At 40.9% G+C, this 22583-nt stretch carries 25 protein-coding genes and 1 pseudogene; 7 read left to right on the forward strand and 19 right to left on the reverse strand.

The genetic code is table 11. From position 1 onward, the window contains the following. Window positions 1–57 precede the first annotated feature (57 nt). The 5 genes from ctaG to coxB form a co-directional block, all read right to left on the reverse strand. A complete protein-coding gene (gene ctaG / locus JNUCC1_RS00225) occupies window positions 58–963 on the reverse strand; it encodes a cytochrome c oxidase assembly factor CtaG (protein WP_156643479.1) in 906 nt (301 codons plus the stop codon). 158 nt (window positions 964–1121) lie between these two features. Beyond that, the gene (gene ctaF, locus JNUCC1_RS00230) at window positions 1122–1442 is read right to left on the reverse strand and encodes a cytochrome c oxidase subunit IVB (protein ID WP_156643480.1); all 321 of its coding nucleotides are present in this window, start codon (window positions 1440–1442) and stop codon (window positions 1122–1124) included. A gap of 3 nt (window positions 1443–1445) precedes the next feature. Beyond that, window positions 1446–2069: a cytochrome c oxidase subunit 3 gene (locus tag JNUCC1_RS00235; RefSeq protein ID WP_156643481.1), complete on the reverse strand. Its 624-nt coding sequence runs from the start codon at window positions 2067–2069 to the stop codon at window positions 1446–1448. Next, complete coding sequence (gene ctaD, locus JNUCC1_RS00240) at window positions 2070–3923, reverse strand: cytochrome c oxidase subunit I (RefSeq protein WP_156643482.1); 1854 nt, start codon at window positions 3921–3923, stop codon at window positions 2070–2072. Window positions 3924–3977: 54 nt separating this feature from the next. Further along, window positions 3978–5036 carry a cytochrome c oxidase subunit II gene (gene coxB, locus JNUCC1_RS00245; RefSeq protein WP_156643483.1) on the reverse strand — a complete coding sequence of 353 codons (1059 nt, stop codon included), beginning with the start codon at window positions 5034–5036 and terminating at the stop codon, window positions 3978–3980. A 1116-nt stretch (window positions 5037–6152) separates the two neighbouring features. Between coxB and JNUCC1_RS00250 the strand changes: the two genes are divergently transcribed. Further along, window positions 6153–7112, forward strand: a complete 960-nt coding sequence (locus JNUCC1_RS00250; protein WP_156643484.1) for a COX15/CtaA family protein — start codon at window positions 6153–6155, stop codon at window positions 7110–7112. A 30-nt stretch (window positions 7113–7142) separates the two neighbouring features. Here the strand turns inward: JNUCC1_RS00250 and JNUCC1_RS00255 are convergent, their stop codons facing one another. Both JNUCC1_RS00255 and JNUCC1_RS00260 read right to left on the reverse strand, forming a co-directional pair. Further along, entirely contained in the window at window positions 7143–8330 is a 1188-nt protein-coding gene (locus tag JNUCC1_RS00255; RefSeq protein ID WP_156643485.1) for an FtsW/RodA/SpoVE family cell cycle protein, read from the reverse strand. Window positions 8331–8468: 138 nt separating this feature from the next. After that, window positions 8469–8741, reverse strand: a complete 273-nt coding sequence (locus tag JNUCC1_RS00260; protein ID WP_156645316.1) for a YlaN family protein — start codon at window positions 8739–8741, stop codon at window positions 8469–8471. Between the two features lie 222 nt (window positions 8742–8963). On the opposite strand from JNUCC1_RS00260, the gene JNUCC1_RS00265 reads away from it, so the two are divergent. Together JNUCC1_RS00265 and JNUCC1_RS00270 are read left to right on the forward strand one after the other, a co-directional pair. Continuing rightward, complete coding sequence (locus JNUCC1_RS00265) at window positions 8964–9464, forward strand: hypothetical protein (protein WP_331713535.1); 501 nt, start codon at window positions 8964–8966, stop codon at window positions 9462–9464. 128 nt (window positions 9465–9592) lie between these two features. Then, a complete protein-coding gene (locus tag JNUCC1_RS00270; RefSeq protein WP_156643487.1) occupies window positions 9593–10195 on the forward strand; it encodes a YhcN/YlaJ family sporulation lipoprotein in 603 nt (200 codons plus the stop codon). Window positions 10196–10224: 29 nt separating this feature from the next. Here JNUCC1_RS00270 and JNUCC1_RS00275 read toward each other — a convergent pair whose 3' ends face one another. Then, window positions 10225–10476, reverse strand: coding sequence for a hypothetical protein (locus tag JNUCC1_RS00275; RefSeq protein WP_156643488.1), 252 nt, complete (start codon window positions 10474–10476; stop codon window positions 10225–10227). Between the two features lie 128 nt (window positions 10477–10604). Between JNUCC1_RS00275 and JNUCC1_RS00280 the strand changes: the two genes are divergently transcribed. Next, window positions 10605–10808, forward strand: coding sequence for a YlaI family protein (locus JNUCC1_RS00280; RefSeq protein WP_156643489.1), 204 nt, complete (start codon window positions 10605–10607; stop codon window positions 10806–10808). A 36-nt stretch (window positions 10809–10844) separates the two neighbouring features. Here JNUCC1_RS00280 and JNUCC1_RS00285 read toward each other — a convergent pair whose 3' ends face one another. Next, a complete protein-coding gene (locus JNUCC1_RS00285) occupies window positions 10845–11156 on the reverse strand; it encodes a YlaH-like family protein (protein WP_156643490.1) in 312 nt (103 codons plus the stop codon). 109 nt (window positions 11157–11265) lie between these two features. Here JNUCC1_RS00285 and JNUCC1_RS18115 point away from each other — a divergent pair, with 109 nt between their 5' ends. Then, window positions 11266–11442: a DUF5325 family protein gene (locus tag JNUCC1_RS18115; RefSeq protein ID WP_197431581.1), complete on the forward strand. Its 177-nt coding sequence runs from the start codon at window positions 11266–11268 to the stop codon at window positions 11440–11442. Between the two features lie 40 nt (window positions 11443–11482). Here the strand turns inward: JNUCC1_RS18115 and JNUCC1_RS00290 are convergent, their stop codons facing one another. Further along, window positions 11483–12298: an inositol monophosphatase family protein gene (locus JNUCC1_RS00290; protein ID WP_156643491.1), complete on the reverse strand. Its 816-nt coding sequence runs from the start codon at window positions 12296–12298 to the stop codon at window positions 11483–11485. 140 nt (window positions 12299–12438) lie between these two features. Beyond that, window positions 12439–12630 (reverse strand): hypothetical protein, encoded by a 192-nt coding sequence (locus tag JNUCC1_RS00295; RefSeq protein WP_156643492.1) that lies wholly within the window; start codon window positions 12628–12630, stop codon window positions 12439–12441. Between the two features lie 149 nt (window positions 12631–12779). On the opposite strand from JNUCC1_RS00295, the gene JNUCC1_RS00300 reads away from it, so the two are divergent. Continuing rightward, window positions 12780–13400: a YktB family protein gene (locus JNUCC1_RS00300; protein WP_156643493.1), complete on the forward strand. Its 621-nt coding sequence runs from the start codon at window positions 12780–12782 to the stop codon at window positions 13398–13400. 8 nt (window positions 13401–13408) lie between these two features. On the opposite strand, the gene JNUCC1_RS00305 is transcribed toward JNUCC1_RS00300, so the two are convergent. From JNUCC1_RS00305 to JNUCC1_RS00320, 4 genes and pseudogenes are all read right to left on the reverse strand, one after another. Continuing rightward, window positions 13409–13696 carry a UPF0223 family protein gene (locus JNUCC1_RS00305; RefSeq protein ID WP_156643494.1) on the reverse strand — a complete coding sequence of 96 codons (288 nt, stop codon included), beginning with the start codon at window positions 13694–13696 and terminating at the stop codon, window positions 13409–13411. Further along, window positions 13693–14657, reverse strand: a pseudogene (locus JNUCC1_RS00310) (NAD(P)H-dependent flavin oxidoreductase). The gene JNUCC1_RS00305 and the pseudogene JNUCC1_RS00310 overlap by 4 nt, the downstream one beginning before the upstream one ends. Before the next feature lie 111 nt (window positions 14658–14768). Beyond that, entirely contained in the window at window positions 14769–14879 is a 111-nt protein-coding gene (locus tag JNUCC1_RS00315) for a GapA-binding peptide SR1P (protein ID WP_156643495.1), read from the reverse strand. 150 nt (window positions 14880–15029) lie between these two features. Beyond that, window positions 15030–15914: a polysaccharide deacetylase family protein gene (locus JNUCC1_RS00320; protein ID WP_156643496.1), complete on the reverse strand. Its 885-nt coding sequence runs from the start codon at window positions 15912–15914 to the stop codon at window positions 15030–15032. Window positions 15915–16116: 202 nt separating this feature from the next. On the opposite strand from JNUCC1_RS00320, the gene JNUCC1_RS00325 reads away from it, so the two are divergent. Then, the gene (locus JNUCC1_RS00325) at window positions 16117–17640 is read left to right on the forward strand and encodes a glycine betaine uptake BCCT transporter (protein WP_331713536.1); all 1524 of its coding nucleotides are present in this window, start codon (window positions 16117–16119) and stop codon (window positions 17638–17640) included. Between the two features lie 42 nt (window positions 17641–17682). On the opposite strand, the gene lpdA is transcribed toward JNUCC1_RS00325, so the two are convergent. The 4 genes from lpdA to pdhA are packed head-to-tail and all read right to left on the reverse strand — an operon-like array spanning window position 17683 to window position 22479. Beyond that, window positions 17683–19092 carry a dihydrolipoyl dehydrogenase gene (gene lpdA, locus JNUCC1_RS00330; RefSeq protein ID WP_156643497.1) on the reverse strand — a complete coding sequence of 470 codons (1410 nt, stop codon included), beginning with the start codon at window positions 19090–19092 and terminating at the stop codon, window positions 17683–17685. 3 nt (window positions 19093–19095) lie between these two features. Next, window positions 19096–20397, reverse strand: coding sequence for a dihydrolipoamide acetyltransferase family protein (locus JNUCC1_RS00335; protein ID WP_156643498.1), 1302 nt, complete (start codon window positions 20395–20397; stop codon window positions 19096–19098). A gap of 18 nt (window positions 20398–20415) precedes the next feature. After that, the gene (locus tag JNUCC1_RS00340; RefSeq protein ID WP_156643499.1) at window positions 20416–21393 is read right to left on the reverse strand and encodes an alpha-ketoacid dehydrogenase subunit beta; all 978 of its coding nucleotides are present in this window, start codon (window positions 21391–21393) and stop codon (window positions 20416–20418) included. 3 nt (window positions 21394–21396) lie between these two features. After that, window positions 21397–22479 carry a pyruvate dehydrogenase (acetyl-transferring) E1 component subunit alpha gene (gene pdhA, locus JNUCC1_RS00345; RefSeq protein WP_156643500.1) on the reverse strand — a complete coding sequence of 361 codons (1083 nt, stop codon included), beginning with the start codon at window positions 22477–22479 and terminating at the stop codon, window positions 21397–21399. Window positions 22480–22583: the final 104 nt, after the last annotated feature.

A 22583-nucleotide genomic window follows, 5' to 3' on the forward strand; every position in this document is an offset into this window, starting at 1 on the left:
CAATTTGAAATGGATGATTGTTCGGGTGTTGTTCGTTCACTTTGTCTCAGACGCTTTTTATTCTTGTGGCGTATTTGAAGGCAATGGATCAATTTTGAGACTTTCTTTGCTAAACCATTTGAAGAAGATCCGTGCAATCATCGTGCCGTATACAATCTCCTGCACGATTTTCATAATAATGCCGCCTAGTTGTTGGTCTTCCATAATATCGATTGGCGAGAACATACTCGGACCAGAAATAGATGATTGCAAACCATCTAGTACATTAATAGGAACACACAAGCTCAAAGCTTGTATCCAAGACCCTTGTGCACTATACGCATCAAATAAAGGCACATCAGCAAATATGATGAGTACACAGGCTGGAGTAATCAAAACTGTGCCGCCTATTATATAAGCGATCTTTAACAATGGGGATATCGTATCTTCGTCTCTGATAGGCGCGACAATCGGGAACCACATGATAAAAGCTGCAAACAAAATAATCAGGGATGTCGCTGTATGGGCAAACTGTGAAGACTTGGCAAAATCAAAAACAGCCGGTAAATGATAAAGAGAGAACAGCACATTAAACATGAGTAACGAGATTAATGGCATGGTAAAAAGCTTGAAAAAGGGTTTAATAACCGGCTGATATAAGACTTTCCGCCACAGCCATTCAGGTATGCCTTGTAAAACAAGAATAGGAAATATCAGGTAGTAAACAGCCATTTGAATCATATGAGCTGTTAGCATAATGTGAGATAACAGATCAATAGGTGCACCTTTAACAGCATACAAAAGAATCATTGCAAGATAAAAGCTGATTTGTTCTTTTGTAGATGGCTGTTCAGCCAACGCATCAAACTTATGCCGATAAGGGCCTGTAATGAGAAAGTATGCCAACCCCATCGCAATGACGAATATCATGAAATAAGGACTCCAAAGTGCACGAAATCCAAATATTTGCAAGTCTAGCCACATATCATTGTCACTCCTTATAATACAGTACCCTTTTATTATATCGTAATTAATTAACCATGTCATTTAAACGTTTTATGACAATTTAGCAAAAAACAGAGTAAGTAGCATATTTTCACTGCATTAGAAAAGGACTGGAAGATCCAGTCCTTTTCTTGTCTTTACCACCAGCTGATGACCCCAAGTGCTGCGAGAGTTAAAAGCGCAGCCCAGATACCACCGTATATCATCGTGGCGGGCATCCCGTGTTCTTTGTCTTTCATATGCATGAAATAATAAAACTGAAAAGCTACTTGAATTGTGGCCAAAACGACAAGTACTGGAATAACAAAGATCTTATCCATGGCACCTGTTGCCACAACCGCAAAAGCAATAATAGTCAATACGATCATTAACCCAAAAGAAATCAAATGTTTTTGCATTTCTTCCTTGTTCTTTTGCTTTTGATAAGCACGCATCTTACTGGAATTGGTGTTATCCATTTCTTACGCCACCTTTCCCATTAAATAAACGACTGTGAATACGAACACCCAAATGACATCAATAAAGTGCCAATACAAGCTGAAAGTGTAAAACTTCGGTGCGTTATACAAGTTCAGTCCGCGTTTGGCATTGCGGATCATGATTGTAATCAGCCAGCAGATACCAAATGTCACGTGTCCGCCGTGGAAACCGACTAGTGTGTAGAAGGCTGATCCAAAGGCAGACGATCTGAATGTAAACCCATAATCAGATATATAATGAGAAAACTCATAGATCTCCAGTCCAAGAAAACCCAGACCAAGCAGTCCTGTAACGCCAAGCCAGATCTGCATTTTTTTGAAGTCATGGTTTTTCATGTGATACATGGCGTATACGCTTGTAAGTGAACTGGTCAGGAGGAGGACCGTCATAATAAAGACCAGTTCAAGCCCAAACATTTCTTGAGAAGTTGGTCCTCCTGCTGTTGAATTTCTTAAAGCAATAAACGTTCCGAATAGACTCGCAAACAATACCGTTTCGCCGCCGAGAAAGAACCAAAGACCCAGGAATTTATTTTTGCCTTCAAGGGTGGCCTTTTCGGGTTCATTCGGCATCGTTTCCGGATGCAGTGGATGAATATGACTCATTTATTTAGCCTCCCTTTCCAGCTCTTCTTTCTTAACATAATATCCCAGGTCATCTTTCAAGGAACGAACGACCATTGTGCCAAGTGCAAACGCCATACCGCCATATAAAGCGAGGAACCAGAGCTTGTGATCTGTCTGGTAAATAAAGCCGATTCCAGCAACAAAGAAGCCAAGTGACATTAAGAACGGCATGATGGAGCCGTTCGGCATATGGATATCATCAAGAGGTTCTCCTGGTGTCATTTGTCTATTTCCTTCTGTTTTCTCGATCCATAAGGCGTCTAGTCCACGTACAAGCGGAACCTGTTTAAAGTTATAGAATGGCGGTGGTGATGGTATGGACCATTCCAGCGTCCGGCCATCCCATGGATCTGCGGCTGCTTTTTCACCTTTAATCGCTGTAACAACAACGTTATAAAGGAATACAATTACACCCACACCCATCAAAAAGGCTCCGATGGTACTAATCAAGTTGCCGAGGTCAAGTTCCTGACCTTCGAGGAATACCCAGTAACGGCGCGGCATTCCCATGAGCCCAAGGAAATGCTGAATAAAGAAAGTCAAATGGAACCCGATAAAGAATACCCAGAAAGTAATTTGTCCCAAAGTTTCATTTAAGATGCGTCCAAACATCTTTGGCCACCAGTAATGAAGTCCCGCGAAAATACCAAATACGGTCCCACCGACAATTACATAGTGGAAGTGAGCAACAACGAAATACGTATCGTGATACTGATAGTCTGCAACTGCAGAGCCCAGCATAACGCCTGTCATGCCACCGATGGTAAACGTCGGAATAAATCCGAGTGACCATAGCATGGCTGAATTAATCTTAATGCTTCCGCCCCACATTGTGGCGAGCCAGTTAAATATTTTAATACCGGTTGGCACAGCGATTGCCATAGTTGCTACTGCGAAAATGGAGTTGGCCATAGGTCCCAGTCCCACTGTGAACATGTGGTGTGCCCAAACCATGAATCCTAGGAAAGCAATGAGCATCGTAGCAAACACCATTGCGGTATATCCAAATAAACGTTTTTTAGAAAATGTAGCAAACACTTCACTAAACACACCGAAAATCGGCAAAATCAAAATATAAACTTCTGGGTGCCCGAATATCCAGAATAAGTGCTCCCAGATAATAGCGTTACCGCCTAGAGCAGCATCGAAAAATGCTGACCCAAACATTCTATCAAACATCAGTAAGAACAACCCGATTGTCAATGCTGGAAATGCAAACAAAATAAGTGTACTTGTAATAAACGTTGTCCATGTAAACAATGGCATACGCATGTATGTCATCCCTGGGGCACGCATATTGACGATTGTTGCGAGAAAGTTAATCCCACTCATTAATGTACCTGCCCCTGCGATTTGCAGACCAAGTACATAGAAATCTACACCGTGTGAAGCGGAGTCGGTTGCAAGTGGCACATAAGAGGTCCACCCTGCATCAGGTGCTCCACCTAGGAACCAACTCAAATTTAGAAGGATTCCTCCAAAGATAAATAACCAAACCCCAAGGGCGTTTAGAAACGGAAATGCAACGTCACGCGCGCCGATTTGCAATGGCATCGCGGCGTTCATTAATGCCAGAATTAATGGCATGGCCGCCAAAAATATCATTGTCGTTCCGTGCATGGTAAACATTTCATTATAGAGACCTGCACTGACAACATCGTTCATTGGCTTGATCAGCTGAATTCTGATTATAAGCGCTTCAATACCACCAAGCAGGAAGAAGAAACCACCACCGAACAAATACAGATGCGCCACTTTTTTGTGGTCAACAGTAGTCAAGTAATCCCACAATACAGTACTAAAGCTTCTCTTTTGAGCAGCTGCAATACTCAATTTATTAACCTCCCTCTTTATCTTTCATCCCAGTTTTGTCTTTTAAATATTCATTTATTCTCCGGCACTATCAGGTGTAATCTCAGAATGCTTAAGTTGCATCAGATATTCTGCAATTTTTTCTGCATCTTCTTTGTTGACTTCAGGATAGTTGCCAGTCATTTTGTTGCCAGGCTTATACTGTTCAGGATCTTGAATCCAAGATGCCAGATTTTCTTTAGTGGGTTCCAGGAAGCCGGCTATTTTTGTACGGTTTCCAAAGTTTGTTAGGTTAGGTCCAACCTGTTTGCCGGAAGAACCAATCGCATGACAGGACATACAATTATTTGATTCAAACAAATCCTTACCTTCTACTGCAACAGTTTCTTGAGGTTGTTCTTCTGGATCGACAGCTTGCATATCTGATGCCCACTGTTCATATTCCTCAGGACTGACAGCAATCACTTTGAAGTCCATCAATGAGTGAGATGGGCCGCATAGTTCAGCACATTTGCCCCAGTAAACACCCTCGTCATAAGCTTCAATGTACATCCGATTCGTATTCTCTACGTTGACGTCCATCTTTCCGGTAATTGAAGGAACCCAGAATGAGTGGATGACATCGCTTGATATCATGTTGATATACACTTTCTCACCAGTCGGAATATACAAATCCTGGCTTGTTTGAAAATCTTGACCTTTGTAGTCAAAGTGCCACCAATACTGGTTACCGGTAATATCGACACTTATGGCTTCATCTTCTGCAGCACCAGAAACATCTGCAAGATCAAAAGTCGCGATGACTGTTGGCACAGCCAAGATAACCACGAGAATGATCGGAATAACTGTCCAGATCGTTTCTAGTGTTTTGTTGCCTTCAACTTGTTTAGGAATGAAATCCTCCTGGCCTTTCTTTTCTCTGAAACGAAAGAGAACAATTGTGTAGATAATCATAACGGCCAGAAACACAAATGTCATGACGACAACTGAAAGAATTATTAATTTCATGGAACTTTCAGCACCATATCCTTTTGGCACGAGAGCAGTGAGATTTTCCTTACCGCACCCGGCGAGAACAAGCGCCAATACCCCTAGCGTGAATAGTGCGCGAAGTTTCCCAAACAAACCTTTCATGAATGTATACCTCTCTTTCTCTTTTAACTTCCACTTTTAATAATATAATTGGTTTTTAACCAAATGGAAATCCAATCGTTAATAACACTATTACCTGAAACAAGATTGTAATCAGTAGTTAAGTAAATAAATGGAGATTCTGTTCCGTTCGTCTATTTGCGACATCACCTAAAATATATTGACCTTTTTGGCTATTGCCGAAAAAAGCAACGGCAATAAGCATATCATATATATAACGATTTGTCGCTCGAACATACTAAACTTCAAAGGCGGCAATATCGGTATATTGCCAATTGTCGCATGTGCGAATGGTGCTGGTATTGATGGCTCCTTTTGACTACATTGTATATAAAACAACGTACAGAAGCCAGTCCTGATATACGAAAGCCGTTATTGCTCACGTTATAAACAACAGCATAAAAGATCTATAGCGGTAAACACAATACCAATAATAAAAGCGGTTTGAAGTGAAACGCTCCCGTAAAGATCAACCTTCTTCTATCATGACCGACTCAATAACAACATCTTAACAAACGTTCAGTTCCATTTACTAATTGTAATCCCCCCTTTAATTCTTTACACAATAATGATCCCACATAGAGTCTCAATTAGCGTCTCGTCTGCTCCCATTATTAATCATTGTAACGTCGCTTAGAGCTGATTTATGTATCGGCACAGAGCGCGTGCTTAATTACTCTTAAAGATCAATTGTGACGTTTTTGTGAACATTGCATGCTGACTGGATTAATTGGGTATGAACTTGAATGAACACAACAAAATTGTGACGGTAAATCGACAGTTCGTTTATGCTTGGCAACATGTAACAATTCTCGCCAAACCCACAACCATCAAGGACCGGCATGCAGTTTATCCTATGGTTCAAGGAGGACGGCAACCCTTGGTGGAGCAACCGCCCTCTACATTATTTCTAGCAAATTCTGCCCAACAATGCAAGGATTTATCACTTACTCATAGTGAAAACAGGGTAAAAACGAGATACTTTAACAATTATGTGACAGATGAAGATTTTTGAGTAGAATTATTGCTTATTTATTATGGTCATCTTAGAATATACTAGGATACTTAAATATCAACAATGTGAAACGAGGCATATATATGATTCGACGACTAAAACGATTATCGGTTACCGCTGTAATAGGCATGATTTTTATACTACTGGGCGGCGCATTGGTAACCAAAACAGACTCAGGTGCAGGGTGCGGCAAAAGTTGGCCTCTCTGCAATGGAGAATTTATGCCTACAAACATTACGCCAGAACTTGTAATTGAGTTAAGCCACAGATTAGTTTCCTCTATAATGGGAATTGTCGTTTTGGCTTTGGCAATCTTAGCTTGGCGTCATCTAGGGCACATACGTGAAGTTAAATTCCTGTCATTTCTCTCCCTTTTCTTTTTGGTTTTGCAAGGATTGATCGGTGCTGCAGCTGTTATGTGGGGCCAATCTGACTTTGTACTTGCTATGCATTTTGGCATCTCGCTTATATCTTTTGCAGCTGTATTTCTTCTTATGTTACTTATTTTTGAGATCGATCAAAAGTTTGATACAAAAGCTCTCTTTATCGAAAAGAAACATCGGTTGGAAATATACGCACTTACGCTTTATACACTGATTGTTGTATATACTGGCGCTTTGGTCCGGCATGCCCAAGCCAATCTTGTATGTGCGGACTGGCCATTTTGCACCAATACCTCCCCGTTTGATATTTCAAGTTTCAGCAGTGCCCAATGGATACAAATGGGTCACAGACTCGCAGCTGGCATCTTGTTTATCTGGACGTTAGCATTTGTAATCAGAGCGATTAAAGCTTACCGGCACAGCAAGGTAATGGTTTATGGCTTTAGCATTTTGTTCGGCCTAATTCTTATGCAGGTGTTATTCGGAGCCTTAATTATTTTCACCATGTTAAACCTTGGAATTGCACTTATGCACGCACTTGTAATTTCTTGTTACTTCGCACTTCTCAGCTATTTCGTCATGCTGGCTACCAGACATGCCTCCATGGAGAAGAAAGCTCAAACTAATACTACCTACACGAAACCAGCAGATGTTAAATAAAAACGATAAACAAAAGGCAGTCCCGTTTATTCAGCGGACTGCCTTTTGTTTATTCATCCTTTGATTTAAATGCGAAGGTTTCGATTGTTTTTTGTTTGGTTCATCAGAATCTGATTCATCACTTTTTACCTGCTTGGCAATATTATTCAGTATTCCCACCGAGGCCATTAATACAAGTAGTGATGAACCTCCATAACTTACAAAAGGCAATGTAACACCGGTGATTGGAAGAATACCGCTAATTGATCCGAGGTTAATAAAAGCCTGAATGCCAATCATTGAAGATATTCCAATCGCCAGTAGAGCCCCAAAACTGTCCTTGCATCTGCTCGAAATGTATAATCCCCTTAATACAATCGTAGCCAGCAGACCAAGCACAATCACAACGCCCAGAAAGCCGAGTTCTTCTGCTATGACTGACATAATAAAATCGGTATGTGCACCAAATAAAAAACCAAGTTTCTGAACACTTTGTCCAAGTCCTTCGCCGGTTAACCCACCAACGCCAATTGCAAGATAGGATTGAATCAAATGATGTCCTGCTGTCTCAGGGGCTTCGAAAGGCTGATAGGCGCCAGTTACACGGTTCACACGGACGTCAGTGACCATATTCGGGATAGCAATTAATATAAGCGTTAAAGCACACATAACCAGAATCAGCAAGTGTTTAAAACGAATACCAGAACTTATAATAACTGAACCTGCAATCAATAAAATAATGAATGATGTTCCGATGTCCGGCTGAACAACTATTAATGTCAGTATGATACCTGTCATTACAAGTGGCGGCAGCACTGCTTTATAAAAATCATCAATGTATTTTTGCTTCTTGGAATAAACAGAGGCGAGATAAATAATGATCCCGATTTTAGCAAACTCTGCAGGCTGGATGCCAACAGACCCTATCCTGAACCAAGACTGAGCATTCCCGGCTGTCGTACCAAATAGCTTGACACCAATCAGCATTAAAATCACACTTACAATAATAATTTTAACCAAGCGCTGATAATACTGATAGGGAAATAAACTGAGCGTAATCATTGCCGTAAGACCAAGAAGAAACCATTGGGTCTGGCGAATAAGGTAGTGATTGCTTTCCAAGCCTTCTACAACAGCGGTTACCATGCTTGCACTGTAGATCATAACAATGCCAAACAAGGCCAGCAATATGGGTACTATCATTAATGTATAATCGTAATTTTTAAGTTTTTGCATCATCGCCTGATGTCTCCTATGGATAAAAGATAATTGAATCATTGATCTGGCGTGCGTTTAAAGTTTTGACTACACTAAAAAAACAAAAAACCTTGCCTGCTCCGGGGCAAAGTTTAAGTATGTGAGACATCGAAAGCCCGTTTACGTTGTTTTTTGTGCGGCTTCATGCAATATATTCAACTTGCGTTCAAGGTTTTCCAGCAGCAATTTGCCCTCTGCTTCTGCAACTAAATTCAGACGGACAGCAAAATCAATCTCTCGTGAGAGACCAAACATATGCGTATCCAAGACTTCTTCATAAAGAGGGCACTGTGGCATTGTTAAATTTTCTATTTGCACCTCAATTAAACGCAATATATGATCAGCATCTTCTTTAAGAAGTGCATATGCTCTTTCTCGGTCATTTAATGTCATCTCAGGAATCAAGATCAACCCTCCGTTAAGTAGCTTTTATTGCGATAATGCTCCCGTTCATATACCGTCTATTTTAACAGTATATTTGCATCCTCTCTTTATTTTAGCGTTATAAGAGCGTAATTGCAAATTTATTTTGATTTACATTGTATGAAATCTTTTTATCGTGAAAAACCCTGACTTCTCTGTTATTCTTTAAAGGTGCACATATTTTTCTAAAAGGTGGTTAAACATATGATAGTTCCAATTAAGGGAAATGTGGGGTTTACCATTACGCTTGACCCAACTGTTTGGATTTTTGACGATAGAAAAATCGAACTTGATCAAGCTTTCTCAAACAATAGCGAAACACAGACAGAAGAGGATGGGGTTAAAAATGCTTCTGAAAGATGGGATCGAGAACTCCATTCTGACATGCTCAAGCCACCTGTCAACAGAAGTATAAAGCGGTTTGAAAGAGAAAAAATATTAAAGAGTACATATGTCATGCCCATCAAATGGTTTCTGGAAACTGCTGAAGTTAACGCTGGTGCAACAGAGGTTGAATTAAAACTTATAGATGGCAGCATCATAATACCTTTGAAAACATTAACCGAAGCATATTTTTTATTTGCGGTGGAAGGAAAACCGCTCAAAGAGGATGGCCCTGTTCACCTTATATTTGGAGATGGATCAAATATAAACGACCCTATTAAAGGTGTAAAAGAAATTTATGTTAAATAATGCTGCATGAGCGGAAAAGAGTTGCTTACGTATGTTTAACAAACAGCGTAGTGCAGCTCTTTTTTTGTATAAAAGAACATATAGAGCACAAAATACACCTATATCAGATGCCTGAGAGGAGGTTGCCAATGATACGATTCATTATATTTACGCTCTTGAGTGCGGTTGTTTTGTCTGGATGTATGCAGAACAAAGATGAGGCGCTTCCGAGGGAAGACACTAAACAATCAGACCGTATTGTGCAGGTGAAGGACTCGAACCCGCACAAGCAAAAAAGACTATCCAATCAGGAGATTGCCGATCATTTATCCCATGTGGCAAGTGATGTGCCCAGTGTATCCGATGCCGCGTCTGTAGTAGCTGGTCCGTATGCCGTTGTAGCTATAGATGTGGATAAAGACTTGGACAGGTCGAGAGTTGGAACCATAAAATATTCTGTAATAGAGGCTCTTCAGCATGATCCGTATGGAAAGTCAGCTGTAGTTGTTGCAGATGGTGACATTCTTGAAAGGGTCAGAAGGATGGGTGACAAAATTGCTCAAGGATATCCCATCCAAGGTATTATAGATGAGCTTTCGGCAATTGTTGGACGCTACATGCCAGAATTGCCTCCTGCAGAAAACCGCCCAAAAGAGCGTGATCAAAATAAAGACGTTATTCCTAAAGAGGAGAAACAGGAACTGGATCAAAAAGAAAAAGATCAATCCAACGATCACAAACAAAAAGATTAAAAAATGTTGCCCTTTGTCGGGCAACATTTTTATTCCTTTGGCATGTTCTTAACATTATTGAAATACTGAACACCAAATTGTGAGCCTTCAGAAACCATTTTTGCGTTTTCCTTCTGGGCCCAATCCCTATGATTGGTCTGATCCGGCAAACCGGCTTCATTCAGCGTATCCTCAACTGTTTGCTCATTCTGCTTCTTTTTAGAACGCGCAACTGCAGTCCCTACAACGGTTGCAGCGGCAATACCAGCACCGACCGCGGAGAACATATATGTCTTATTCATTGAAACACCCTTTCGAATTACGATATGATATTACAGAACAGATACCCTTCCTATTTTGGTTTAAAACATCCCTTTTATACTAAAAATTCATAGGAAGTCAATTCGTTCACATTAATAGAGGTGATTGTATGCAAGTTAAATGTGTGATTTGCGATAAAGTAGAGTCATTGCAGGATGATTGCCTTAAGGCAAAACGTCTGCGTAACAGAAGAATAAATATGTATATGTGTCAAACTTGTCATGACCGGATTGAAGAGAACACAAAAAAACGGCATAACACAGGCAACTTCCACCTGTATGACCCAAAAAAGAAACAAGATAATTATATTTAAATACGGGCATGGCAGTGCCATGCCCGTATTAGCATGCTAAGTGTCTGTTCGATTTTTCCGTTCACGGTGAAGCCTAAACCGGTAAACGCCCATAACAAGGGCGACAATAATCAAAGACTCCGTAATCGGCATTCTGAACAACACACTGAAAAAAGTCATGATAATTGTTCCGATCGCTAATAAAATATAAACCACAACCGACTTGCCAACAGGAAGTTTCCGTGCAAAACCCAGCTTGTAGGAGATGATGCCGAAGATCAAATTCAACACATAGAAGATCTCCCATATATATTCTGCACCAAAATGATCGTATATGTAATTAAATAAGAAACTGAAATCTGCGTTCATTTTTTGCCTCCATCAAATAATAGACTATATATGTTATCATACTGGATTTCAGCTTATGATGCCATATAATCATGCAATTTCATACTAATAATCATATAGAGGTGTCACCATGAAGAAAATTGATATACCGATGTTATTATTGGCTTTTCTAGTCATTCTAATGTTCTTTTTAGTTGGTCTTGCCATTGCATTTCGAAGTATTCTGTTTATCATTTTATTTATTGTACTTGGATTTGGACTCATGGGATTAGGGCTTTATCTGAAACGAAAAAAGCGTACAAAATAGCGATTAAAACCTTTAATATAACAACACTTCTATAGTGTTGTTATATATTTTTTCTGCCCGGTTTAATAAATTGTTCGATTATCGATGTATGAATAGCAGGGTTGGCTACGAATATCGGGCTATTTGATAAGAGGTCAATCTGATTTCCATCAATGTCTGTTGTCACGCCGCCTACTTCGTTTACGATTACGATTCCGGCTGCAATATCCCAGCCAGACAGACCCAGGGCAAGATAGCCGTCCACGATGCCTTCAGCAACATAAGCAAACTCAAGAGCTGCAGATCCATATGTACGTGTGCCTCTGATTGTTTTAACCAGCTTCTGCATGGATTGAGCTTCAACCCGTCTGTTTTGACACAACCAAAAATGATTCATACCCAAAATTGAATCTTCCAAAGTCAAATTTTGATTCACCATGGGAAGTTTCTGCTCGTTTTTATATGCTCCCTCCCCACGTACAGCACTATATAGGACATCCCCCATCACGTCATATATTAGGCCAATTTCACCAACACCATCTTGATAAATGCCTACAGAAATACAAAAGTAACGCTGCTGATGAACAAAATTCATGGTCCCATCAATTGGGTCAATGATCCACACAGTCCCATCCAAAGATTCTATTTGATCCCCATATCCTTCTTCACCAATAATGTAGTGATCCGCGTAAAAACTTCTGACTTTACTTGCAAAAAACTGTTCAACTTCCTGGTCAGCTGATGTCACTAAATCGTTGCGATCAGATTTGGTGTCTATTGTCATAGGTTCCCGAATCAACTTGCGGATCAGTTCACCGGCCTCCAGGACCCACGTCTTTGCATTTGCATGTATGTTTGTAATGGTTTCTTTTTGCAATAAGATTGCCCCCTTCTTTTCACTTTGTCTTATATATCGTATCAGATACACCCTCTTCCGTCATGAAAAACATGTCCAGAAAACAGCCAGAAAGAACATAATCACGCAATATGAAGCGATTATGTTCTTTTTCCATATTATTATGTGTCTTTAAACGAGGTCAGCTGCCTGCAGAGCGTCTTCAGCCGCTCTTTGGATTTAATCATCTGTATTCGGTCGTCCACAATCATGGCATCGTGCAGTGTCGCCAATTCATAATCTATCTCTAATTTAATGACGGGTTCTTTTTCCTTTGCTTCTTGCTCACGGATGGCCTCCATTACGAATTTCATATCTTCAGCACCCCTTGATCAGCTTTAATATATCTATATGTCGCAAAGGAAAAATCCGTTCATCACGGATAAAAAACAAGCAGCTTGACGGTAAGATGCCAATCCATGATAATGTGTAATATCACCAAATATGAAAAGAGGGAACAACTATGGTCGAAGCATTTACGCAAAAAGATTTTGATACCTTCAAAATAGACGGGTTAGAGTCCCGCATGGAAGCGATCCAGCAGAGAATTCAACCTAAATTTCAGGAGATAGGTACAGAATTGGCTGATCATTTATCTCAAAAGCTCGGAAACGAAATGTACCTTCACATAGCTAAACATGCGAGACGCACGGTTAACCCGCCCAATGATACATGGCTTGCTGTTGCAGACAACAAACGCGGCTACAAAAAACACCCACATTTTCAAGTTGGTCTTTTTGACTCCCATCTATTTATATGGCTTGCCTTTATATATGAATTGGATGGTAAAAGCCGTATAGCAAGCGAATTTTTAAATAACCTTTCAAATCTGAAACAGCTGCCTGAAGATTATGTTGTGTCGTTGGATCATATGAAAAAAGATGCTTTTCCAATCGATTCATTGGAAACATCTCATTTAGAACGTTTCAGAGATGTCAAAAAAGCTGAATTCCTTATCGGACGTCATCTGCTCCGGGACGATGTGCGTTTGCAGGATAATGAGCAATTCATGGCTATCGTTATGGATACAGCCGATGATCTCGTTCCTTTTTATCAAAAAGCTATGCAGGCAAGATCTGTATAAAAAATGAATCAATCGTTGGCAGCTTGCATTCGCACCTTGTCAGCTTCGGTTTTACGTGCAGCTTGCACGGCGTGATAACTGGAATAACCTGAGGATTGCTGAAAGGTTTTAAAGTGTTGTTTTTCTTCTGATTTAGAAGGAACAATTTCCTTAAACCTGTTATAAGCTTGCAAAAGCCTTTCTTTGGAGACACCATGCTCATAAGCTTGCTCAATCAAATTAAAGAAATGGACGACATCAATCACTTCTTCTGTTGACCAGTCGGTGTCAATGGGGTAATTGTAATGCGTATTCATGATTGACCACTCCATTTCTTTCTAATGTCTTCTGCCTCTGTTATGATTTTCGTCATTAAGTCGGATACACTTGGCACATCATGAATTCTGGCAGCACCTTGCCCTGCCCATGCAAACCCTTCTTCTGTCAGCCCGTCATAAATAAATCTTTGATTGGCGCTTCCGCTAATATAGTCTTTTAAGCCTTCATATCCCAACTCTCGGGCTTCCAATTGTAGGATCCGATCTGTCCATGTGTTTTTAAGGGCTCGAGCTGGTGTCCCTAAGGATCGCTTAATCACCACTGTAGAGTCTTCATCCGCATCTAATAGCGCTTGTTTATAGTGTGAATGTGCTGCCTGGCATTCTTTTGTCGCTATAAATCGTGTGCCCATTTCAATTCCTTCAGCTCCAAATGCAAGTGCAGCCATTAATCCGCGACCATCGACAATTCCCCCTGATGCCACAACCGGAATATCTAAATGATCAACAATTTGGGGTGTAAGAACCATTGTCCCTGTATCACTTCTTCCAAGATGCCCGCCACCTTCCTGACCCACAACCATTACGGCGTCCGCACCCAATTCCTGTGCTTTTTCCGCCTGTCTTCTAGCAGCGACAAGCACCAGCGTCTTAATATTATGGCCTTTCACGAGATCAAGAACCCCTTTAGGATTTCCTCCTGTAACAGAAATAACGGGTACGCTTTCAGTCACAGCCACTTCCACCATATGTTCAAAAGCTCTGCCGTGCCCCCAATAGCAAAGTTAACACCAAAAGGCTTGTCGGTTTTACGGCGTATTTTGTTTATTTCCTCTCGCAGTGCCTCAGGACCTTCCAAGCTCATAGCTGTAATTTGACCTAGACCCCCTGCATTTGAAACAGCTGCTGCCAAATCTGCATAAGCAAGGTAAGCAAGTCCGCCTTGAATAATGGGATAACGAATATTAAGGAGATCTGAGACTCTTGTTTTCCAATCCATTCAAACATCCTCCATTCATTTCAATCTCTGCTTTTCATATTATCATGAATCGATGTCTTCACATAAAAAAAGACCACTCATATAGAGTGACCTTTTTAAAAATAATAGCTTTTATGATTCAGACTTACCGCAAGAGGGGCATTTACCGTAAAGTGTGGTTACTTTTTCTTCATCATAATGTTCGATTACATTATGACACTCCTTACAAATGATCGTTCCCATGCGAATGCCTCCTTAAGTTTAATGTAAGCGCTTTTTGATAACACAGTAAGAATAACACACTATTTAGTATAACACAATACATTTATATGACATACCGTTTAAAATGTGCATAAAAAAACTGCCATCTAATCGATAGCAGTTTTTTTAAGGCTATTTTATCGTTTTAATTAACTCCGGATCAACAATTTCGTAACCTTGGTCTCTGAGACCAACAACGATATCGTGTAAAGCTGCGTTTGTCCAGTCTCTATCATGCATCAGCAGGTTGGCCCCATTGCCTAAGAGCTCTGTGTTAAGCATAATATCGGTGAGTGCCTCCCTAGACATATATTCTTTATTCCAATCATAGCCGTATACCCAATTCATGAGCACCATATTTTCTTTATCAGCAATTTGTTTGGAGTAATCTGTGTTTTGACCGAATGGTGCTCTAAAGAAAGCCGGACGTTCGCCAATAATCTCTTCTACCATATCATTCACTTGAATGATCTCTTCCTTTTGAGTTTCTTTGTCAAGATCAGGCAATGATTTGTGACTGTAGGTATGATTGCCGATCAGGAAACCCATATCATGAATTTTTTTAACAATTTCTTTCTTTTCTTCTGTTTCCATGAAATGTCCATTCACAAAGAAGATCGCACCCGCGTCCAGTTCTTTTAATGTTTTTGCCATTTCCAGAGCATGCTCATCAGGAACATCATCAATCGTTAAAAGAACAATCTTTTCATTGGCGTCATCTGTGATAGGTTTGATATGCCAAGACTCTTGTGATACTTCATACATCGGTTCAATTTCTTCATTTGTCTGTTCATCTTCAACAGGTTGGTTATTTTCACTGTCCTCAGTGTTTTCATCCTCGGTCGCATCACCAGTATCTTCACTTTCATTGGTCTCATTATCGGTTGTTGCATTTTCAGTACTTTCTGCATTTGTATCGGTTTCGTTCTCATTGCCTGAAGTTTCACTGGTATCAGGTGAAGAACATGCCGAAACGACAAAGATTAAAGCTAGGATGAACACATATATTTTTCTCATTGTCTGCCCCTTGATGTTGTATATATACATACCATTATACAAAATGTGACAGGATTTGACTATGATTTGTCTTATATAAAATTAGTTGGAATACTGTTTATTATTTTTTTTAAAGGGAAACGATTTTGTAATGGTATTAGGCATGTTAAAATGCTTAATGGTTCATATTAACAATATGATATATAGAGAAAGGGGTTTGCCTGTGAAAAAAGTAACAAATGTATTCTACATTTCAGCTATAGTGGCTATTCTATTCATTATTTGGGGCATCATTCCTAAAGAGGTCCTCCCCCACGCGAATCTGGATGACGTAACAAGCGGCATTCAGAATTACCTGGTCAAAGAGTTTGGCTGGTTTTATTTAATCTCTACAACGGTATTTTTAGGATTTGCTGTGTACCTGATCTTTTCCAAGTACGGAAACATTAAACTTGGAAAGCCAGGTGATGAACCAGAATACTCCTACATCACATGGTTTGCCATGCTATTTAGTGCCGGTATGGGAATTGGACTCGTATTTTGGGGAGCAGCAGAACCATTGGAGCATTTTCACAATCCACCTTTTGGGGACAATGAAACAGGTGAAGCTGCTAAACGTTCACTTCAATACAGTTTCTTCCATTGGGGACTCCACCCATGGGCCACATACGCCACAATAGCATTGGCGCTTGCTTATTTTAAATTCCGTAAACAAGCACCAGGTGTCGTAAGTGCTATTTTGCATCCATTACTTGGAGATCGTGTTAAAGGACCACTCGGCACGTTTATTGACTTCATTGTCGTCTTTGCTACTGTTTTTGGAGTGGCTACTTCTCTAGGTTTCGGAGCAATTCAAATCAGCGGCGGATTATCGTATGTATTTGATTTTGAGGCTGGAACGGCGTTACAGCTTATCATCATTGCCATTGTAACAGTCTTATTTATGATTTCTGCAATGTCAGGACTTAACAGAGGCATCAAGATTTTAAGTAATACAAACATTATACTGGCGATCTTGTTAATGGTCTTTCTGCTCTTCTCAGGGCCAACCAGATTTATAATGGAACTGTTTACCAATACATTTGGGAGTTACATCCAAAACCTTCCAAACATGAGTTTCCGGATGACACCTTTTAGTGAAAACTCAGAGTGGCTAGGGAATTGGACACTGTTTTACTGGGCATGGTGGATTGCCTGGTCGCCTTTCGTTGGAACGTTTATAGCACGTGTTTCACGAGGTCGAACGATCCGCGAATTTGTGCTAGGTGTATTGCTGGTGCCAACCATTTTTGGAGCTTTATGGTTTTCTGTATTCGGCGGATCTGCCATCAACCTGGAGTTTTTCCATGACGCGAATATTATTTCACAGGTAAGAGAGCTGGGTTCGGAAGTTGCTCTGTTTGCAGTGCTTGAACACTTTCCGTTTGGTACAGTTATGTCTGTTATAGCGATTTTGCTGATCAGTACCTTCTTTATCACTTCAGCTGATTCAGCAACATTCGTACTTGGCATGCAAACAACTGGTGGCAGTTTATACCCACCGAACACTGTCAAGTTCATCTGGGGTGTTATTCAATCCGGCGCTGCTGCCGTATTGTTATGGCAAGGCGGATTAGGTGCTTTGCAAACGGCCTCGATTATTGTCGCATTTCCATTTGCAATCATTATGATCATGATTGTGATATCGATGCTTAAAGAGTTTAAACACGAGGAAAAAGTCCTGCGGTCAAAGAGAACCAAAAAGTAATAAAAAGCGGCCCGCCAAATAAGGCGGGCCGCTTTTTATTACTTATTTCATCATATGAACAGGGGTCCCGAGTGCGACCTCTGCTGTTTCCATTGTGATCTCACCCAGTGTAGGGTGTGCATGAATGGTCAGCGCAATGTCTTCAGCTGTCATACCTGCTTCAATGGCCAGACCGATTTCTGCTATCATATCACTGGCATTAGCACCAGCAATTTGTCCACCAATGACCAGACCGTCCTCTTCACGTGTCACAAGCTTAACAAAACCGTCTGTGTCATTCAGTGAAAGGGCACGACCATTTGCAGCAAATGGGAATTTTGCTACTTTGACATTATACCCTTCTTCCTTGGCCTCTTTTTCTGTATATCCAACAGAGGCAAGTTCAGGGTCGGAAAATACAACAGAAGGAATTCCCACATAATCAATTGCAGCGTTTTCTCCTGCAATAGCCTCAGCTGCAACTTTACCTTCATAAGAAGCTTTATGGGCAAGCGGAGGACCTGCTACGATATCACCAATGGCATAGATATTATCTATGTTGGTACGGCATTGTTTGTCAATTTTTATTAACCCTTTGTCGTCAACATCAATACCAACTTGTTCAAGACCGATTTCTTCAGTATTTGGTTTACGTCCAACTGTTACAAGTACATAATCGGCTTCTATGCTGTTTTCTTCACCTTTTGCTTCATAGGTGACTTTAACACCCTTGTCTGTTTCTTCAGCACTTTGCGCCATCGCTTGTGTAATAATTTTGACGCCTTTTTTCTTAAGCCGCTTTTTCACAGGTTGTGTCATCTGTTTCTCAAAGCTGCCTAGAATTTCCTTCGTACCTTCTAACACAGTCACCTCTGTGCCAAAGTTGGCGTATGCTGTGCCAAGTTCAATTCCGATATACCCGCCACCGATGATCACGAGCTTTTCGGGTATTTCGTTTAATGCCAGTGCGCCTGTGGAATCTAGAACCCGGTTCGAATATTTAAAGCCAGGTATTTCAATCGGAGTGGAACCAGTTGCAATGATACAATCATTGAAAGTGTACGTCTGAGAATTTTTTTCATCCATGACTTTAACTGTGTTTTTATCAACAAAATAGACTTCACCTTTTACAATATCAGCCTTGTTGCCTTTTAAAAGTCCTTCTACTCCGGAAGTCAGCTTTTTAACAACACCGGCTTTCCATTTTTGAACTTTAGAAAAATCAACTGATACGTTCTCTGTTGTGATGCCGATGTCTTCATGACCTTTAGCATGGTCAGCTAAGTGCCCTGCTTGGATTAAAGCTTTTGAAGGGATACAGCCAACGTTTAGGCACACCCCTCCAAGCTCACCTTTTTCCACAATGGTTACTTTCTTCCCCATTTGGGCAGCCCGGATAGCGGCTACGTAGCCGCCGGGGCCTGCTCCTACAATGAGTGTGTCTGTTTCAATCGGGAAATCTCCTACTACCATATATTACGCCTCCATCATAATAAGTTGTGGATCGTTCAATAGCCGCTTAATCTGATTTAAAGCATGCTGTGCTGTTGCACCATCTACAATGCGGTGGTCAAAGCTCAGTGAAAGGGCTAATACAGGTGCGGCCACAATTTCACCATCTCTTACAATTGGTTTCTCGGCAATTCTTCCGATACCAAGTATGGCTGCTTCAGGATAATTGAGAACAGGTGTGAACCACTGTCCTCCCGCTGAGCCAATGTTTGTAATCGTGTTTGAAGCGCCCTTCATTTCATCGGGGGCAAGCTTGCCGTCACGAGCTTTCACAGCCAATTCCCCAATCTCTTTGGAAATTTCAAAGATTGATTTGCGATCAGCATCTTTTACAACAGGAACGAGCAAGCCTTTATCAGTATCAGCTGCTATACCAACATTATAATAATGTTTGTGGATGATTTCATCTGTTTCATCATCTACAGCTGCATTAATAATTGGATATTTTCTGGATGCTGATACGAGTGCTTTTACAACATATGGCAAATAGGTAAGTTTAATATCCTGGTCTAGTGCCACCTGCTTAAACTTCTTGCGATGGGCAACAAGTTCAGTTACATCGACTTCATCATGCAACGTGACATGAGGGGCTTTTGTTTTCGAATTGACCATAGCTTTTGCGATGGATTTTCTGATACCGCTCATCTTCTCACGTGTTTCAGGATATGTTCCTTTAGCAGCCGCTGGTTCAGAAGCAGTTTTCGAAGTTTCGCTCACTTCAGCTTCTTGTTCGGTTTTTTCCGGTGCTTGCTCACCACTTATGAATTGATCTATATCTTCTTTTAAGATGCGGCCGTTCTTCCCTGAACCGTTTACGTCTTGTATATTGACATCGTGGTCACGTGCATATTTCCTTACAGATGGCATAGCGATTACTCGTTGTCCACTGTCTTGTTCTGTTTGTTCAGAAGGCTTTTCTTTCGCTTTAGATGTCTCTTCTGATGTATCTGCGGTCTTTTCTTCCTTCGTTTCTTCTTTTGCCTCTTGACTGTCTTCTTCCTCTTCATCTTCATCATCAGATTCATAGCCTTCAGCATCAAACGAAATAATGGTATCGCCCACTTCAGATACTGTACCTTCTTCAACATGTACTTTTTTGACTGTTCCATCAACAGGTGAAGGGATTTCCACTACTGCTTTGTCATTTTGAACCTCACAAAGCACGTCATCCTCTTTGACCTCATCGCCTTCTTTTACAAACCACTTAACGATTTCACCTTCGTGGATCCCTTCACCAATATCTGGCAGTTTGAAATTATATGCCATAAATGATGACCTCCATCCTTAGAAATTAATTGATGTCTTTACTGTTTCGATAATGTCTTTATAGTTTGGCAGCCATACTTCTTCAGCAGCTGAGAACGAATAAACAGTATCCGGCGCTGCGACACGCAGAACAGGTGCTTCAAGATGTAATATTGCACGCTCCTGAATCTCTGCTACCACGCTTGCAGCCACCCCGGCTTGTCTCTGAGCTTCTTGAACGACCACTGCACGGTTTGTTTTCTCAACAGACTTAATAATGGTTTCCACATCAATCGGAGAAACAGTTCTCAAATCAATGACTTCAGCTTGAATATCTTCTTTTTCAAGTTCATCAGCTGCTTTTAAACAAGCATGGACCATTGCCCCGTATGCGACCAAGGTCACGTCTTTCCCTTCGCGCTTCACTTCTGCTTTATCCAAATCAATCGTATATTCTTCCTCAGGCACTTCTTCACGGAATGAGCGGTATAACTTCATGTGTTCAAGGAACAATACCGGGTCATTGTTCTTAATGGATGAAATCAGCAAGCCTTTGGCATCATATGGACCAGATGGAATAACAACACGGATCCCAGGCTGCTGCGCAATAAGACCTTCCAGAGAGTCAGCGTGCAATTCAGGTGTATGGACGCCGCCACCAAATGGCGATCTGATTGTAATTGGCATTTGCTGTGTATTACCTGATCTATAGCGCATACGTGCCATCTGCCCTGAAATCTGATCCATTGTTTCATATACGAAGCCGAAGAATTGGATTTCAGGTACAGGACGAAATCCTTGTAAGGCTAAACCTACTGAAAGTCCATTAATGGCTGATTCAGCAAGTGGCGTGTCAAATACGCGATCTTCGCCAAACTCATCCTGTAACCCTTCTGTTGCGCGAAAAACGCCGCCGTTTTTGCCCACATCTTCACCGAACACAAGCACGTTTTCATCGTTTTTCAATTCTGTGCGCATTGCATCAGTGATTGCTTGGATCATTGTCATTTGTGCCATGATTTACTTCGACTCCTTTTCTTTATATTTTTCCATCTGTTCTTCTAAGTTAGGTGGTAAAACTTCATGCATGTTTGCAATGAAATCGGTCACTTTTTGCTTTTCATAGCCATCTGCTTTCTTAATGGCCTGTTTAATTTCCTCTTTTGCCTGATCTATAACTTCATTTTCTTGATCTTCTGACCACAAGCCTTTTTCTTCAAGATACTTACGGAAGCGTACAAGTGGGTCTTTCTTTTCCCATTCATTATCGAGATCCTCTGTTCTATAGCGTGTTGGATCATCACCTGCCATCGTATGTGGGCCATAACGGTATGTGACCGTCTCAATAAGCATTGGACCTTCATTGTTGATGGCGCGCTCTCTGGCATGTTTTGTAACCGCGTAAACAGCCAAGGGATCCATTCCGTCTACTTGAATGCCTTCTATACCTGCAGCAACAGCTTTTTGAGCCAGTGTTCTTGCGGCTGTCTGCTTATCTACAGGAACTGAAATGGCAAAGTGGTTGTTTTGCACAAAGAAAAGTGCTGGCGCATTATAAGCCCCTGCAAAGTTAATTCCTTCATAAAAATCACCTTGGGACGTTCCGCCATCACCTGTGTACGTTACAGCAACAGCTTTTTTGCCGCGCTTTTTAATACCTAAAGCCACACCGGCCGCTTGAATATATTGTGCACCAATGATAATCTGCGGACTAATTGCATTAACACCCTCAGGAAATTGGTTGCCATGGAAGTGTCCACGAGAAAACAAGAAAGCCTGATAGAGTGGCAAACCATGCCAAATAATCTGTGGCACATCTCTGTAAGCCGGGAGGATAAAGTCATCTGCTTCTAATGCGAATTGACTGGCTAACTGGGAAGCTTCCTGTCCTGCTGTTGGTGCATAAAAACCAAGCCTTCCCTGACGGTTTAGAGCGATGGAACGCTGATCAAGAACCCTTGTATACACCATTCGTTTCATGAGTTCCTTTAATTCATCATCAGATAAATTAGGGTCATCATCTTTATTGACAATCTTTCCATCTTCATTCAGAATCTGAAACATTTCGAACTGGTCTTCTACATTCTTCAACACATGTTTCAAGGTTGTCACCTCTTCCTTTCTTTATCTTCCTATTGTCTCGTTTAGACTGCCCAAATCCAGAGTAAATACTGTACTTTCTTTTGTCCTTTTCCCTTTACATGATG

Source organism: Lentibacillus sp. JNUCC-1 (assembly GCF_009741735.1).
In the GTDB taxonomy this organism is placed as follows: domain Bacteria; phylum Bacillota; class Bacilli; order Bacillales; family Amphibacillaceae; genus Lentibacillus_B.

Bases quoted from the DNA above. Each gene is read 5' to 3' on its own strand.
- JNUCC1_RS00335 (WP_156643498.1), bottom strand. From the start codon at position 20,397: ATGGCATATAATTTCAAACTGCCAGATATTGGTGAAGGGATCCACGAA.
- lpdA (WP_156643497.1), bottom strand. From the start codon at position 19,092: ATGGTAGTAGGAGATTTCCCGATTGAAACAGACACACTCATTGTAGGA.
- coxB (WP_156643483.1), bottom strand. From the start codon at position 5,036: ATGAAAGGTTTGTTTGGGAAACTTCGCGCACTATTCACGCTAGGGGTA.
- ctaG (WP_156643479.1), bottom strand. From the start codon at position 963: ATGTGGCTAGACTTGCAAATATTTGGATTTCGTGCACTTTGGAGTCCT.
- JNUCC1_RS00340 (WP_156643499.1), bottom strand. From the start codon at position 21,393: ATGGCACAAATGACAATGATCCAAGCAATCACTGATGCAATGCGCACA.
- JNUCC1_RS00320 (WP_156643496.1), bottom strand. From the start codon at position 15,914: ATGAGAAAAATATATGTGTTCATCCTAGCTTTAATCTTTGTCGTTTCG.
- JNUCC1_RS00270 (WP_156643487.1), top strand. From the start codon at position 9,593: ATGATACGATTCATTATATTTACGCTCTTGAGTGCGGTTGTTTTGTCT.
- JNUCC1_RS00280 (WP_156643489.1), top strand. From the start codon at position 10,605: ATGCAAGTTAAATGTGTGATTTGCGATAAAGTAGAGTCATTGCAGGAT.
- JNUCC1_RS00300 (WP_156643493.1), top strand. From the start codon at position 12,780: ATGGTCGAAGCATTTACGCAAAAAGATTTTGATACCTTCAAAATAGAC.
- JNUCC1_RS00255 (WP_156643485.1), bottom strand. From the start codon at position 8,330: ATGATGCAAAAACTTAAAAATTACGATTATACATTAATGATAGTACCC.
- JNUCC1_RS00275 (WP_156643488.1), bottom strand. From the start codon at position 10,476: ATGAATAAGACATATATGTTCTCCGCGGTCGGTGCTGGTATTGCCGCT.
- JNUCC1_RS00285 (WP_156643490.1), bottom strand. From the start codon at position 11,156: ATGAACGCAGATTTCAGTTTCTTATTTAATTACATATACGATCATTTT.
- JNUCC1_RS00305 (WP_156643494.1), bottom strand. From the start codon at position 13,696: ATGAATACGCATTACAATTACCCCATTGACACCGACTGGTCAACAGAA.
- JNUCC1_RS00235 (WP_156643481.1), bottom strand. From the start codon at position 2,069: ATGAGTCATATTCATCCACTGCATCCGGAAACGATGCCGAATGAACCC.
- JNUCC1_RS18115 (WP_197431581.1), top strand. From the start codon at position 11,266: ATGAAGAAAATTGATATACCGATGTTATTATTGGCTTTTCTAGTCATT.
- JNUCC1_RS00315 (WP_156643495.1), bottom strand. From the start codon at position 14,879: ATGGGAACGATCATTTGTAAGGAGTGTCATAATGTAATCGAACATTAT.
- JNUCC1_RS00260 (WP_156645316.1), bottom strand. From the start codon at position 8,741: ATGACATTAAATGACCGAGAAAGAGCATATGCACTTCTTAAAGAAGAT.
- ctaF (WP_156643480.1), bottom strand. From the start codon at position 1,442: ATGGATAACACCAATTCCAGTAAGATGCGTGCTTATCAAAAGCAAAAG.
- JNUCC1_RS00250 (WP_156643484.1), top strand. From the start codon at position 6,153: ATGATTCGACGACTAAAACGATTATCGGTTACCGCTGTAATAGGCATG.
- JNUCC1_RS00295 (WP_156643492.1), bottom strand. From the start codon at position 12,630: ATGAAATTCGTAATGGAGGCCATCCGTGAGCAAGAAGCAAAGGAAAAA.